Below are 13876 nucleotides of genomic sequence, written 5' to 3'. Positions count from 1 at the left end.
ATGAACCGGCTTCGCATCGGGTTGATCGGTCCAGGGGCGATCGGCGAGACGCATGCACGGGCGATCCGCGCACTCGACGAGACCGTCCTGTCCGCGATCGCCGGCGGCACGCCCGAGCAGATTGCAACGTGCCGAAACGGCGAAGATGTTCCGGCGTTCGCAACCCCCGAGGCGATGCTGGCAAATGCCGCGATCGACGCGGTCGTGGTCTGCACCCCGAGCGGGGCGCACCATGACGCCGCGCTTGCTGCGATCGAAGCCGGGCGGCACGTCCTGGTCGAGAAGCCGCTCTGCGTCGATCCGGCCGAGGCCGCATCGCTGGTCCGTGCTGCCGAGCGCTCGCAGCTGACATGTGGTGTGGTCTCGCAGCGGCGGCTCGAGCCGCAGCACCAAGCAATCAAGGCTCTGCTCGACGAAGGTCGTCTCGGACAGCCGCGCCTGATCGAGACGGCAATCCATTGGTACCGCTCCGAGGCCTATTACGCGGAAAAGCCATGGCGCAGCGCGACGGAGCATGGCGGCGGCTCGTTGTTCAATCAGGGCGTCCATAATCTCGACCTGATGCTCTGGCTGTTCGGAGCCGTGACGAGTGTGCAGGGCAAGACGGCGACGCTTGGTCACGCGCACGCCGTCGAGGACACGACGGCCGCGCTGCTGTCCTTCGCGTCCGGCACGCTCGGTGTGATCGTGACCAGCACGGCACTGCCGCCGGGACGGCCGGCCATGCTGCGGCTGTTCACGGATCGCGGCAGCTGCGAGCTCGCCAATGACAGCATCGTCCGCTGGGATTTTGCCGATGTCGCGGAGCCGCCGAGCGCGGCCGGTGTCGGAAGCGCCGCGAGCGATCCCAAAGCCATCGGGATCGACGGACATATCGCGCAATGGCGTGATTTCGTCGGTGCCATCAGGGAGCGACGGCCGCCGGCGAGCACGTTCAGGGATGGATTCGAAGCGGCGCGGCTGGTCGAGGCGATCTATCGCTCGGCCGGGGAAGGCAGAGCCATCAACCCCGGCGAGATCGCAGCGGAGGCCATTGATGCCGGCTAACTCCGGGATGCTCGAGATCGCCATCGTCGGCGCGGCCCACCCGCATGTCGAATATGTGCTGTCGGAGATCGCGAACCGCACCGACGTCAGGGTCGTCGCCGTCGCCGACCATGACGCGGCACGGCGCGCCGAGCTCGAACGACGCACCAACGCGCCCGGCTATGCCGATCTGGATGCGCTTCTGGACACGCATCCCATTCGCGCCGCGGCGATCTTCACCGAGTTTGGCTTTCGCACCCCGCTCGTCGCCAAACTCCTGCACCGCGGCATCTTCGCGATCGTCGACAAGCCGATGGCCGTGACCATGGATCAGCTCGCCCTCATCGAGGAAACGCTCGCGGGGCGCGATCTGCTGACGCTCCTGCTGGAGAAGCGTTTTTATCCCGTGACGCTCGCGCTCCGCGCGATCATCGACAGCGGCGAGCTTGGAGAGATCGTCTCGATCGCCGCAACCGGGCCGCACAAGCTCATCCCGAGCCGTCGCCCGGCGTGGATGTTCGAGCCGCAGACCTATGGCGGCATCCTCGCCGACCTCACGGTCCACGACATCGATCTGGCGCTCTGGCTGACGGGCCACGGCAGCGGCACGGTCAGCGGCTGGGTCTCGCCGACGCCGGCTGCCGGCACGACGAATTTTCCTGCGCTCGGCCGTGCCATCCTCGCCTGCGACGGCGGTCCGCAATTTTCGATCGAGGTCGACTGGATCCAGCCCGAAGCATCGCCACGGCATGGCGACTATGCCATGCGGATCTCCGGGACGAAGGGACGCGCCGACGTTCTCTTCGCGGAAAACCGCCTGCTGGTCGAAACCGCAACGAAGCCCCGGCGCGAAATCGACCTGCCCGCGGGCGCCTCGCCCGCCGGCTTCGCCTTCGATCATCTCGTCCGTGGCGAGCCCCTGCAAATTCCGACGGCGGACGCCCTGCGCGCTACGCGCATCGCGATCCTTGCGCAGGAGAGCGCGGCAAACGGCGGGCAGCCCCTGCGATGGGCCGAACCGCCTCGACGCTAGGAAGTGAAGGTTGCGAGGCTGGCGCCATCCGCGCTCAACGCGGAACGACGGCGGTCGCTTCGATCTCGACCCGGGCCGCCGGCTCGACCAGACGCACGATTTGAACCAGCGCCATGCTGGGATAGTGAACGCCGACGACGTCGCGATAGGCCTTGCCGAGCGCCTTCAGATTGGAGACGTATTCGTCCATGTCGACGACATACCAGGTCAGGCGCACCAGATGTTCGGGCCGAGCACCACCCTCCGCCAGGATCGCCACGATGTTCTCGAGCGCCTGCCGAACCTGCGCGACGAAGCCGTCGGCGAACTGGCCGGCAACATCCCAGCCGACGACACCGCCCGTCACGACGAGGCGTCCTTCGGCCATCATGCCGTTGGCATATCCCTTCGGCTGCGGCCAGCCGCTGGGTTGAAGCACCTGCGGACCACCGGTCGCGGCGGCTTCCGGCTTTCTCAAGATGGTCATGCCGAATTCAATCCCTCTCAGCGCGGCTTCAACAGCTCACGTGCAACGATCAGCTTCTGGACCTCGGTCGCGCCCTCGTAGATGCGGAGCGCGCGGATCTCGCGGTAGAGGCTTTCGACGATCTCGCCCTTGCGCACCCCGCGGCCACCGAACATCTGCACGGCGCGGTCGATGACGCGCTGTGCGGTCTCGGTCGCGGTCAGCTTCGCCATCGCGGCCTCGCGCGTGGTCGGCAGCTTCTGGACATCCCGCCGCCAGGCCGCGCGGTAGGTCAGGAGTGCGGCGGCATCGGTCTCGGTTGCCATGTCGCCGAGCGCGGCCTGGGTCAATTGCAGATCGCCCAGGGTCGCTCCGAACATGTGCCGGCTCTTCGCATGCCACAACGCCTCGTCGAGCGCGCGGCGCGCAAAGCCGAGGGCGGCCGCGGCAACCGACGCACGAAAGATGTCCAGCGTCTGCATCGCGAGCTTGAAGCCGCCGCCGGGTGCGCCGAGGCGGCGGCTCGCCGGAATCCAGCAGCCCGTGAAGCGCAGCGTCGCCAGCGGATGCGGAGCGACGACATCGATACGCTCGGCAATGCCGAAGCCGGGATCCTCGGGAAAGACGACGAAGGCCGAGATGCCGCGTGCGCCCGGCGCCTCGCCGGTCCGCGCGAACAGCGTGTAGACGTCGGCAATGCCGCCATTCGAGATCCAGGTCTTCTCGCCGTCGATGACGTAACCGTCGCCATCGGCGCGCGCCGTGCAGGACATCGCCGCGACGTCCGATCCCGCTTCCTTCTCGGATAGCGCGAAGGCCGAAAGCCATTCGCCGGAGCGAACCTTCGGCAGGACCGCCTTGCGCAGCTCTGCGGAGCCGCCGAGCGCGATCGCGCCGGAGCCGAGCCCCTGCATGGCGAAGGCGAAATCGGCGAGGCCGTCGGCATACGCCAACGACTCCCGCGAGAGGCAGATCGAGCGGGAATCGATCGTCGTCGCATCGCCGTCGGGCGCGGCGACTGCGCAATCGAGTATCCTCGCCTCGCCCATCGCGCGCACCAGCTTGCGGCAGGCGCGGTCGACATCGTTGTGGTCGATCTCGTCGAGCACACCCGACTGCACGAAGCGGTCGAGCTTGTCGCCGATCGCCTGATGACGCGGCTCGAAGAACGGCCAGTCGAGCCATTCGCGCCGGATGACCTTCGCCACGGAGCTCATCTGATCCTTCCTCCGCTCACTGCGCGCCCGCGGCCGCGGCACGCGCCAGGTTAGCTTCGTATTGTCCCTTGGCGGATGCATATTGCTTCGGCCAGCTGATCGCGGTGATGCCGATGCGGGCGGCCTCGTGCAGCGTCCAGGCGGGATCGGCAAGATGCGGCCGCGCGATGGCGCAGAGATCGGCGCGGCCGGCAGCTAAGATCGAGTTGGCGTGATCGGCCTCGGAGATCGCACCGACCGCGATGGTCTCGATCCCGACCTCGTTGCGGATGCGATCGGCGAACGGCGTCTGGAACAGCCGGCCATAGATCGGCCGCTCCTCCTTCCAGACTTGTCCCGACGAGCAATCGATCACGTCGGCGCCGGCCTGCTTGAACATGGCGGCGAAGATCGCGGCGTCAGCCGGCGTGTTGCCGCCCTCGGTCCAGTCGTGACACGACAGGCGCACCGACATCGGCCGATCGGACGGCCACGCTGCGCGCACGGCCCTGAACACCTCGAGTGGATAACGTGCGCGGTTCTCGTGGCTGCCGCCATATTCGTCATCCCGCCGGTTGGTCAGCGGTGACAGGAAGCTCGACAGCAGATAGCCGTGGGCGCAATGCAGCTCAAGCCATTCGACGCCCGCTGCGGCCGCGCGGCGCGTTGCGGCGACGAAATCGTCGCGCACGCGGTCCATGTCGCCGCGGTCCATCGCCCGCGGCACCTGGCTGTGGGGCAGATAGGGCAATGCCGAGGCCGAGATCAGCGGCCAGTTGCCGGTCTCGAGCGGCTGATCGATGCCTTCCCATGCCAGCCGGGTCGATCCCTTCCGTCCGGCATGGCCGAGCTGGATGCCGACCTTGGCGTGGCCGAGGCTGTGGATCAACTCGACCAGCCGCCGCCACTGCGCCGCCTGCTCGTCGTTCCAAAGGCCGAGACAGCCCGGCGTGATCCGCGCGTCCGGCGAGACGCAGGTCATCTCGGCGAAGATCAGCGCGGCGCCGCCCATGGCGCGCGCGCCGAGATGGGCAATGTGGAAGTCGTCGATCAGCCCGTCCTTCGCCGAATACATCGCCATCGGCGAGACCATGATGCGGTTCGCCAGCGACAGGCCGCGCACGCGGTGCGGCGTCAGCATCGGCGGCGGCACGCGCTCGCCGTCCTTCACGGCAATCCCGGAACGCGCGGCAAACCAGCGCTCAAAGCCCTCCAGCCAGGCGCGATCGCGCAGGCGGAGGTTTTCGTGGCTGATGCGCTGCGAGCGCGTCAGCATCGAATAGAAGAATTGCGGCGGCTCCAGCGTGTCGGCATAGCGGTGACCGACCACCTCGAACCATTCCATGGCATTACGCGCGGCGTTCTGGATGCGCGCGACGTCGACGCGGCGTACTTCCTCGTACGCTTCCAGCACCGTCCCGATGTTGTCGCCGCCGTGACCGTGGCGGTCGAACTGGTTGGCGAGCTCGATGGCATCGTCGAGCGCGAGCTTGGTGCCCGAGCCGATCGCGAAATGCGCGGTGTGCGCGGCATCCCCCATCAGCACGACATGGGACCTGCCGTTGAACACGCTCCATTTGCCGCAGATCAGCCGGCTGAAATTCAGCCAGGCCGAGCCGCGCAGATGGCGCGCATTGGTCAATAGCTTCGCGCCGTCGAGCGTGCCGGCAAAGATCTTCTCGCAGAACGCGATCGACCCCTGCTGGTCGAGCTCGCCGAGGCCGTGGGCATTGTAAGCCTCTTCCGTGGTCTCGACGATGAAGGTCGAGGTCTCCGCATCGAACTTGTAGATATGAGCCTGGAACCAGCCATGTTCGGTCTTCTGGAAGTCGAACGTGAAGGCGTCGAACGCCTTCTTGGTGCCGAGCCAGATGTAGCGGTTGGGGCGGATCACCATGTCGGGCTGGAACTGCTCGGCATAGCGGGCGCGGATCCTGGAATTGACGCCGTCGCAGGCAACGATCAGGTCGGCGTCGGGAAATTCGAGATCGGATTCGACGTCGCGCTCGAACACGAGCTCGACCCCAAGTGCCTCGCAGCGCCGTTGCAGGATGTTGAGCAGATGCTTGCGGCCGATGCCGATGAAGCCGTGCCCGGTCGTGCGCTGGCGCGTGCCCTTGAAGACGAGCTCGATATCGTCCCAGTGATTGAAGGCATCCTCGATCTCGGCCGCACTTTCGGGATCGGCGATGCGCATCGCCTGCATCATCGCGTCCGAGAACACGACGCCCCAGCCGAACGTATCGTAGGGCTTGTTGCGCTCGACGACGGTGATGCTGTGCTCCGGGTGACGGCGCTTCATCAGCAGGCCCAGATAAAGACCGGCCGGACCGCCGCCGATACAGACTATCCGCATGATCCCTCGCTTTCGCGCGCCGCGCCTTTTGCCGAGCTGCAATCACAAGAAAGGAATGCCAGCCGTCGAATTATTTTAAGTATAAAATATTTCGACGATGCGCGAATTGTCAAGACGCCAAGGCGGGCATTGCTGACCTGCGTGGGTCTGCGGCTCCCAAAACCCGCCGCAGCTTCTGGCCCGACTGACAAAATTCGAAAACAACCCCATGCACAGTAGCCGGCGCCAGCAATATCAATGACCTGGCGGCTCGGCCTGAAGAATTTCCGATTTTACGAATTTTCGCTTGACCCGTCGGGCAAAACAGTGGCATGATGCCAACATCGCCAGAAGCAGGCGCGGACCGATCCGCAATATCAGGCTGAACCAAGCTGCACGATAATGTCGCCCGGCAGGAGCGACTGCGTGTCACCCGGGCCTCCGCGCCACAGGCATCCGCCCGCCGTCAAGTCCGGCATAGGCAGCCGCCGCTCGCTAAAGTTGGCGGCGATCTGCAGGGTGTCGCCTTGCGCGGTTCGCCAGCGCACGTCCACGCCGCCCGCACCAGCATCGTCGCCGATGAGTGTACGCTGCGCCGAAACAAACCCGCGTTTGATCAGCGGCACGATCTTATCACGCCGGATCGTCAGCAATTGCTTGGTCAGGGCTCGGAACCTGGCGCTGGTGGGAGACAGGTCGATGCTGCTCCAGTCGAGCTTTGAGGCCTGAAAGGTGCTCTCGTCGCACGGGTCCGGAATCCGAGCCCGCATCTCCGGGGTCGAAAAGGACTTGAAGTGCGAAAACTCCTTGCGACGCCCTTCGCGCGTCAACTCGGCAGCTTCGCCCGCCCAGTCGGCAAAGAACAGGAAAGGTGTTTCGGCGGCCGCCTCCTCCCCCATGAACAGCATCGGTATGTGCGGATTGAGCAAGACGAGCGCCATGGCCTGCCCGAGCTCTTCGGGGCCGACCAATCTCGACAGTCGCTCTCCCAAAGCGCGGTTTCCGATCTGATCGTGGTTCTGCGCGAAGAAGATCGTGGCTTCCGGCGGAAGGTGAGCGCTGGGTTCGCCGCGCGGTGCATCGTGCAGTGGAAAGACTTCACCCTGGTAGGCAAAGCCCTCCGCGAGGGATCGCGCGAGGTGCTCGAGCGGCTTGTCGGCAAAGGCGCGATAATAGCCTTCGTCCTCCCCGGTCAGCAGGACGTGCAGCGCATTGTGGAAATCGTCGCCCCATTGTGCGTCGTAGTATCTGGCCTCGCCTGCTTGACGGTCGAGCAGATGCGCCTGATTGGCCTCGTTTTCCAGCATCAGGTGCACGCGCCGGCCCGGTAGCTGATGGCGCACGGTCTCGGCAAGTTCGACCAGGAAGTGCCGATCGGAATCGTCCTTGAGAGCGTGGACCGCGTCGAACCGAAGCCCGTCGAAACCATAGTCGCGCAGCCACATCAGCGCGTTCTCGATCAGGAACTCGCGCACGAACGCGCCGTCCGGTCCCTCGAGGTTCACAGCCGGACCCCAACCCGTCGTATGGCGGGCCGTGAAGAAGTTCTCGGCGTAGCTGTGCAGATAGTTCAGTTGCGGCCCGAAGTGGTTATAGACCACATCCAGATAGACCATGATGTCGAGGGCATGAGCTGCCCGCAACAGGCGCTTGAGATCCTGTGGCCTGCCATAGCGCGCATTGGGCGCATTCAGCAGCACACCGTCATAGCCCCAATTGTGCCGGCCGGGGACATCGTTGAGCGGCATCAGCTCGATGGCGGTGATGCCGAGATCGCGCAGATAGGGCAGCCGCTTCTCGACGCCGGCGTAGGTCCCCTCCGCGCTGAAGGTCCCGACGTGAATCTCGTAAATGACGGCTTCGGCCCAGGGACGACCCGAATAGAGGATGGAATCCCGCAACACGGCGGTATCCACGACCTCGCTCGGCGCGCCGACATCATCGGGCTGAAAGAACGAGGCCGGGTCGGGGACGACCAGGTCGCTGTTGATCCGGAACTGATAGCGCGTGCCGACATGCGCCGTCGGGCTGAGAAGCTGATGCCAGCCCTCGGCATCGCGCGGCATCTTTTGCGGCGGCCGACCGGCCTCCAGCAACTCGACCGAATGGGCAGACGGCGCCCAGAGGCTGAAGATGACCCCATGATCGAGGATCTGAGGGCCGTGGCGCCGGGCCTGTCCAGCCATTCCCATCGTTTGATTCAAACCCAGTCCGCCTTTCGCGCTCGCATCTTCCGGAGTGGACATGCTTGAGCCGATCGCGTTGGGCCCGACGGCGGTAACGTTCGCTTAAGCATGCTCGGGGACGAGAAGCACGCTTCAGAGCAATCGTTCCTCGCAAGTCATCCGGACTGCCGAGCGGCATCCCGCGTCGGATCGCGCAGGACGCGGCGCGCCGCAGGAGTCAGGTCACGTGTGTACACTTTTGCACCGACCTTAAAAAAAGCACAGTTGCTAGCGGCCTTTAGGAACCTTTGTTGCGCCGCAGAATTTCAAGGATAGCGCTTCGCTGAGGAAGCGCCCTTGGAATTCAAAGATGGTTGGCAAAGACCACTGTTGTGCCGGTCGGTGGGCCTAGCGAATGCGTATCCTGTTCGCCACGCCCGAAGTCGCAGACTTCGTTCAAGTTGGCGGTCTCGCCGCCGTCTCCGCGGCTCTGCCGCGCGCCTTACGCGATTTTGCTGACGTACGCGTCATCATCCCTGGCTATCCTTCTGTCCTGCGTGGCCTGCACGATCGCAGAACCGTGGGGCGATGCCCGTCGTTCGCCGCTCTGCCGGCGTTCGAGGTCGATCTCGGGCACACCGCGGATGGCCTGGCATATTACGTGGTCCGCTGCCCGGAGCTGTACGAGCGGGACGGCACGCCGTATGCCGACGGCCGTGGGGCCGACTGGGGCGACAACAATGTGCGGTTCGCTGCCTTTTCCTACGCTGCCGCGCAGCTTGCGAGGGGCTTGGTCGACACGGAATGGGCCGCTGACCTCGTCCACGCCAACGATTGGCAATGCGCGCTGATCCCCGGTTATCTGGAATGGCACTATGCGCACATTCCAACGGTCTTCACGATCCATAATCTGGCCTATCAGGGCGTGTTCGACCGCAGCTCGCTGGCACCGCTCGGGATTCCCGAGGCCAGTTTCAACATCGACGGCGTCGAATTCTACAACCAGCTTTCCTTCATCAAGTCCGGTCTCGTCTATGCCTCGCACCTGACGACGGTCAGCCAGACTTATGCAAAGGAGATCACCACCGCCGAGTTCGGCTGCGGCCTCGAAGGATTGCTGCGGCAGCGCGCCGACCGCAACCAGCTGTCCGGCATTCTCAACGGGATCGACGAGAGCTGGGATCCGCGAACGTGCTCCTCGCTGCTCCAGCCGTTCGGGGCCGGGGACTGGGCGGAGCGCTCCCTGAACGCCGACGACGTCAGGGACCAGTTCGGCCTGGCGGTGTCCCGAGGTCCCCTGTTCGCGCTCGTCGCGCGCCTCGTTCACCAGAAGGGCGTCGACCTCGTGATCGAGAGCGTGCAGACGATCGTCGATGCCGGCGGCCAGATCGTCGTCACCGGCAAGGGCGAGCCCCAGTTCGAGCAGGCCCTGCTCCAGGCGCAGGCTCGCGCGCCGCGATCGATTGCCGTGAAGATCGGCTTCGATGACGCGGAAGCCCGGAAGATCTTCGCCGGCAGCGACTTCACACTGATGCCGTCGCGCTTCGAGCCCTGCGGGCTCAGCCAGATGTACGCCCAGCGCTTCGGCTCCCTGCCAATCGGCCATCGCACCGGCGGTCTTGCCGAGACCATCCTCGACGGGGAGACCGGCTTCCTGTTCGACCGCGCCTCGGCACCCGGCTTCCTCGGAAGCCTGTGCCGCGCCTTCTCGACCTTCGGCATGAAGGATCGGCTCGATCACATGCGCAGGGCTGCCATGGCGCAGGCCTTCAGCTGGAGCCAGTCCGCCAGATCCTACGCCGAGCTCTACAAAGCATCGATCTAGACAGGGCAATTGGGGGCACACATGAAAATCGCGCAGATCGCTCCGCTGGCCGAGAGCTGCCCGCCGCGGCTGTACGGCGGAACCGAGCGGATCGTGTCCTACCTGACCGAAGAGCTGGTGCGGCAGGGGCATGACGTCACGCTGTTCGCGAGCGGCGATTCGATCACGTCCGCCGAACTGGTGCCGTGCTCGAAAATGGCACTGCGCCTCGATCCCTCGGTCAAGGACATGACGCCGCATCACATCATGATGCTGGACAAGGTGGCCAAGCGCGCCGGCGAGTTCGACGTGCTTCATTTTCACATCGACCATCTGCACTACCCCCTGATGCGTCCCTATGCCGACCGCATCCTCACCACCTTGCACGGCCGGCTCGACCTGCCCGACCTCGTGCCGTTCTACTCCGCCTTCCCCGAGCCTCCGCTGGTCTCGATCTCGGACGCGCAACGCCGGCCGATGCCACCGGTCAACTGGCTCGGCACGGTGCTTCACGGCCTGCCCGAGAACGTGCTCCCCTATCGGGACTCGCCGTCTGGCGACTATTTCGCGTTCCTCGGACGCATCTCGCCGGAGAAGGGGCCGGACAAGGCCATCGAGATCGCGGCAAGAACCGGCGTACCCCTGAAAATGGCGGCCAAGATCGACGCCGCCGATCAGCGCTACTGGGACCAGGTCATCGCGCCAATGGTGGCGGCCCATCCAAACGTCGAGTTTATCGGCGAGATCAACGAATTCCAGAAGGCCGACTTCCTCGGAAACGCCCGCGCGCTGCTGTTCCCGATCTGCTGGCCGGAGCCATTCGGTCTCGTCATGATCGAGGCGATGGCCTGCGGCACGCCGGTCATCGCCCTCGCCCACGGCTCGGTGCCGGAAGTGATCGATCACGGCGTCAGCGGCTTCGTCGTGAATACCCTTGACGAGGCGGTCGCGGCGGCGAACGCGGCCGGCACGCTGGACCGGCGGGCGATCCGCAGGCAGTTCGAGCAGCGCTTCACGGCCGAACGCATGGTGAGGGATTATGTCGCCGCCTATCGCCGGCTGCCGGCGCTGCGTCAGACACCGGCCATCGAAGTCCGCGCACTGCCGGAGGCGGAGGGCGCGATCAGGATGCCGCTACCTCCCGCCGCCGTGGAGCTCGGCGTCGCGGCCGCAGTCTGACGACTTCTTCCCCGCGCGGGAACGGAAGCATCGAGCAACAGTTACGATTCCACACAGGAGTCGCCATGATGCGCCGCTCGATACCCAAGCCGATCCGCAACAAGCTCGACCTCACCGACCGCGTTCAGATGCGCCTCGTCAGGAAACGTCTCGGCCTTTCCGATGCCGAACTGACCGCGATCGTCGGACGGATCGGCAACTCGCTCGCCGCCATCAGCAAGGAAGCCGCCCTGCAGCGCGCCAACGCGCTGCCGAGGCCGGCCGACGTGCCTCCTGCCGCCGTGATCGCTTCGACCGCGGCCGGCGAGCAGGCGTCGGGCGAGATCGCCGCAACCGCACCGGCATCCTGAACCGACTTTCATTGGGGGCAGATATGGACCAGAAGACACAAACCGACGACGCCCTGACGCGGGCGGCGTCGAGCCTGCGCCGTTCGCGCATCACCGAGGGGCGGCCCTTTCCGCTTGGCGCCACCTGGGATGGATTCGGCGTTAACTTCGCGCTGTTCTCAGCGCATGCCACGAAGGTCGAGCTGTGCCTGTTCGACGACGACGGCGAAACCGAGCTCGAGCGGATCGAGCTTCCCGAATATACCGACGAAGTCTGGCACGGCTATCTGCCCTCGGCGCGCCCCGGCACCGTCTACGGCTATCGCGTCCACGGCCCTTACGAGCCCGATGCCGGGCACCGCTTCAATCCGAACAAGCTCGTGCTCGACCCCTATGCGAAGCAGCTGGTCGGGCAATTGCGCTGGGGACCGGAGCTGTTCGGTTACCAGCTCGACCACGCCGACAAGGATCTCTCCTTTGACGAGCGCGACAGCGCACCGCTGATGCAGAAGTGCAGGGTCATCGACCCCGCCTTCACCTGGGGAGCTGCCCGCAAGCCCGAAGTGCCGTGGGAGCGGACGATCGTCTACGAGATGCACGTCAAAGGCTTCACCCAGTTGCATCCGCTGGTGCCGGAGGCAGACCGCGGCACGTTCTCGGGGCTCGCGCACGCCGACATCCCCGCCTATCTGCGCTCGCTGGGAATAACGAGTGCGGAGCTGCTGCCGATCCATGCCTTCGTCGATGACAGCTATCTGGTCGAGAAAGGCCTGCGCAATTACTGGGGCTACAACTCCATCGGCTTCTTCGCCCCCGAGCCGCGCTACCTGAAGACGCCATCCGCGAACGAATTCAAGACCATGGTCAACCAGTTCCACGCCCACGGCATCGAGGTCATTCTGGACGTCGTCTACAATCACACCGCGGAAGGCAACGAGCTCGGTCCGACCCTGTCGTTCAAGGGCATCGACAACGCCAGTTATTACCGGCTGATGCCGGACCAGACGCGCTATTACATCAACGACACCGGCACCGGCAACACGGTGAACCTCTCGCATCCGCGCGTGCTGCAGCTGGTCGCCGATTCATTGCGTTACTGGGCGACCGAGATGCGCGTCGACGGCTTCCGCTTCGACCTCGCCACCATCCTGGCACGCGAGCCCTACGGCTTCGACGAAGGCGGCGGCTTCCTCGATGCCTGCCGGCAGGATCCCGTGCTGTCCAGCGTCAAGCTGATCGCCGAGCCCTGGGACATCGGACCCGGCGGCTACCAGGTCGGCCAGTTTCCCCCGGGCTGGGCCGAGTGGAACGACAAGTTCAGGGACACCGTGCGCGCATTCTGGAAGGGCGATCCGGGTACGCTGGCCGACCTTGCCAAACGCGTCTCCGGATCGGGGGATCTCTTCAACAAGCGTGGTCGCAGGCCGTGGGCGAGCGTCAACTTCGTGACCGCCCATGACGGCTTCAATCTCAATGATCTCGTCTCGTACAACGACAAGCACAACGAGGCGAACGGCGAGAACAATCGCGACGGCCACAGCAACAACCATTCGTGGAATTGCGGCGCCGAGGGGCCGACGGATGATCCCGAGATCATATCGCTGCGGGAGCGCCAGAAGCGCAATCTGCTCGCCACCACGCTGCTGTCCCACGGCACACCGATGCTGCTCGCCGGCGACGAGTTCGGCCACAGCCAGAACGGCAACAACAATGCCTACGCGCAGGACAACGAGACCACATGGCTCAACTGGATGGGCATCTCCGCGAGCGGCCGCAATCTGCGTGAATTCACGCGCAAGCTGATCGCCACGCGCAAGGCCTTCCCGATCCTGTACCGCAGCCGCTTTCTGGTCGGCTCCCACAACGAAGAGCTCGATGTCAAGGACGTGACGTGGCTGTCGCCGTCGGGGGAGGAAATGACGACAGAACAGTGGCAGGACGGCAATGCCAAATGCTTTGGCATGCTGCTCGACGGACGGGCCCAGGAGACCGGAATCAAGCGCCGGGGTTCGGATGCCACACTGCTCCTCGTCTACAACGCGCACCATGACGTCGTGAATTTCGTCTTGCCTGACGTCACGGACGGACGAAGCTGGCTGGGGCTGATCGACACCCATCAGCCGAATGCACCGACGGCAGAATTCGCGCTGGGGCACGCTTACGCGGTGACCGGCCGATCCCTCCTGGTTTTTGCCCTCGCCAACGACAGCACCGCGACCGGTCGACTGCGACAGGGGCTAGGGGCGCTGCTGGATGTCGCCGACACGCCATTGTCGAGCTAGCGCTTGCGCTGCATGTGTTCGACGCGGCGGGACGGCAGGCGATCAGTCGACGACCGCGAGGATGTTCTTGCAGCGGAAGTCA

Annotated in this window: 10 protein-coding genes; 6 read left to right on the top strand and 4 right to left on the bottom strand. The window is 65.1% G+C overall.

All coding sequences use genetic code 11. The annotated features are described in order from the left end of the window. Together HYH08_RS30120 and HYH08_RS30115 are read left to right on the top strand one after the other, a co-directional pair. A complete protein-coding gene (locus HYH08_RS30120) occupies positions 1 to 1047 on the top strand; it encodes a Gfo/Idh/MocA family protein (protein ID WP_220013450.1) in 1047 nt (348 codons plus the stop codon). Further along, the gene (locus HYH08_RS30115; protein WP_220013449.1) at positions 1037 to 2059 is read left to right on the top strand and encodes a Gfo/Idh/MocA family protein; all 1023 of its coding nucleotides are present in this window, start codon (positions 1037 to 1039) and stop codon (positions 2057 to 2059) included. The genes HYH08_RS30120 and HYH08_RS30115 overlap by 11 nt, the downstream gene beginning before the upstream one ends. A 34-nt stretch (positions 2060 to 2093) precedes the next feature. Here the strand turns inward: HYH08_RS30115 and HYH08_RS30110 are convergent, their stop codons facing one another. The 4 genes from HYH08_RS30110 to treZ all read right to left on the bottom strand — a co-directional run bounded on the left by HYH08_RS30110 (position 2094) and on the right by treZ (position 8221). After that, positions 2094 to 2525, bottom strand: coding sequence for a RidA family protein (locus HYH08_RS30110; RefSeq protein WP_220013448.1), 432 nt, complete (start codon positions 2523 to 2525; stop codon positions 2094 to 2096). A gap of 17 nt (positions 2526 to 2542) precedes the next feature. Next, positions 2543 to 3721 carry an acyl-CoA dehydrogenase family protein gene (locus HYH08_RS30105; protein ID WP_220013447.1) on the bottom strand — a complete coding sequence of 393 codons (1179 nt, stop codon included), beginning with the start codon at positions 3719 to 3721 and terminating at the stop codon, positions 2543 to 2545. A 16-nt stretch (positions 3722 to 3737) separates the two neighbouring features. After that, positions 3738 to 6056 carry a bifunctional salicylyl-CoA 5-hydroxylase/oxidoreductase gene (locus HYH08_RS30100; protein WP_220013446.1) on the bottom strand — a complete coding sequence of 773 codons (2319 nt, stop codon included), beginning with the start codon at positions 6054 to 6056 and terminating at the stop codon, positions 3738 to 3740. A 356-nt stretch (positions 6057 to 6412) separates the two neighbouring features. Next, the gene (treZ, locus tag HYH08_RS30095; RefSeq protein WP_220013484.1) at positions 6413 to 8221 is read right to left on the bottom strand and encodes a malto-oligosyltrehalose trehalohydrolase; all 1809 of its coding nucleotides are present in this window, start codon (positions 8219 to 8221) and stop codon (positions 6413 to 6415) included. Positions 8222 to 8615: 394 nt separating this feature from the next. Here treZ and glgA point away from each other — a divergent pair, with 394 nt between their 5' ends. The 4 genes from glgA (at position 8616) to glgX (ending at position 13794) form a co-directional block, all read left to right on the top strand. Next, positions 8616 to 10025: a glycogen synthase GlgA gene (gene glgA, locus HYH08_RS30090; protein WP_220013445.1), complete on the top strand. Its 1410-nt coding sequence runs from the start codon at positions 8616 to 8618 to the stop codon at positions 10023 to 10025. A gap of 21 nt (positions 10026 to 10046) precedes the next feature. Next, a complete protein-coding gene (locus HYH08_RS30085) occupies positions 10047 to 11183 on the top strand; it encodes a glycosyltransferase family 4 protein (protein ID WP_220013444.1) in 1137 nt (378 codons plus the stop codon). A gap of 68 nt (positions 11184 to 11251) precedes the next feature. Next, positions 11252 to 11533 carry a DUF3606 domain-containing protein gene (locus HYH08_RS30080; RefSeq protein ID WP_220013483.1) on the top strand — a complete coding sequence of 94 codons (282 nt, stop codon included), beginning with the start codon at positions 11252 to 11254 and terminating at the stop codon, positions 11531 to 11533. Positions 11534 to 11556: 23 nt separating this feature from the next. After that, positions 11557 to 13794 (top strand): glycogen debranching protein GlgX, encoded by a 2238-nt coding sequence (glgX, locus tag HYH08_RS30075; RefSeq protein WP_220013442.1) that lies wholly within the window; start codon positions 11557 to 11559, stop codon positions 13792 to 13794. Positions 13795 to 13876 lie beyond the last annotated feature (82 nt).

The sequence above is a fragment of the Bradyrhizobium sp. BR 10289 genome (genome assembly GCF_019455385.1).
Classification (GTDB): Bacteria; Pseudomonadota; Alphaproteobacteria; order Rhizobiales; family Xanthobacteraceae; genus Bradyrhizobium.
The sequence above is the reverse complement of the archived record's forward strand: the minus strand, read 5'-3'. Positions and strand labels throughout refer to the sequence as shown.

Coding starts and splice junctions, on each gene's coding strand:
- HYH08_RS30120 (WP_220013450.1), top strand. CDS start 1: ATGAACCGGCTTCGCATCGGGTTGATCGGTCCAGGGGCGATCGGCGAG.
- HYH08_RS30115 (WP_220013449.1), top strand. CDS start 1,037: ATGCCGGCTAACTCCGGGATGCTCGAGATCGCCATCGTCGGCGCGGCC.
- HYH08_RS30110 (WP_220013448.1), bottom strand. CDS start 2,525: ATGACCATCTTGAGAAAGCCGGAAGCCGCCGCGACCGGTGGTCCGCAG.
- HYH08_RS30105 (WP_220013447.1), bottom strand. CDS start 3,721: ATGAGCTCCGTGGCGAAGGTCATCCGGCGCGAATGGCTCGACTGGCCG.
- HYH08_RS30100 (WP_220013446.1), bottom strand. CDS start 6,056: ATGCGGATAGTCTGTATCGGCGGCGGTCCGGCCGGTCTTTATCTGGGC.
- treZ (WP_220013484.1), bottom strand. CDS start 8,221: ATGGCTGGACAGGCCCGGCGCCACGGCCCTCAGATCCTCGATCATGGG.
- glgA (WP_220013445.1), top strand. CDS start 8,616: ATGCGTATCCTGTTCGCCACGCCCGAAGTCGCAGACTTCGTTCAAGTT.
- HYH08_RS30085 (WP_220013444.1), top strand. CDS start 10,047: ATGAAAATCGCGCAGATCGCTCCGCTGGCCGAGAGCTGCCCGCCGCGG.
- HYH08_RS30080 (WP_220013483.1), top strand. CDS start 11,252: ATGCGCCGCTCGATACCCAAGCCGATCCGCAACAAGCTCGACCTCACC.
- glgX (WP_220013442.1), top strand. CDS start 11,557: ATGGACCAGAAGACACAAACCGACGACGCCCTGACGCGGGCGGCGTCG.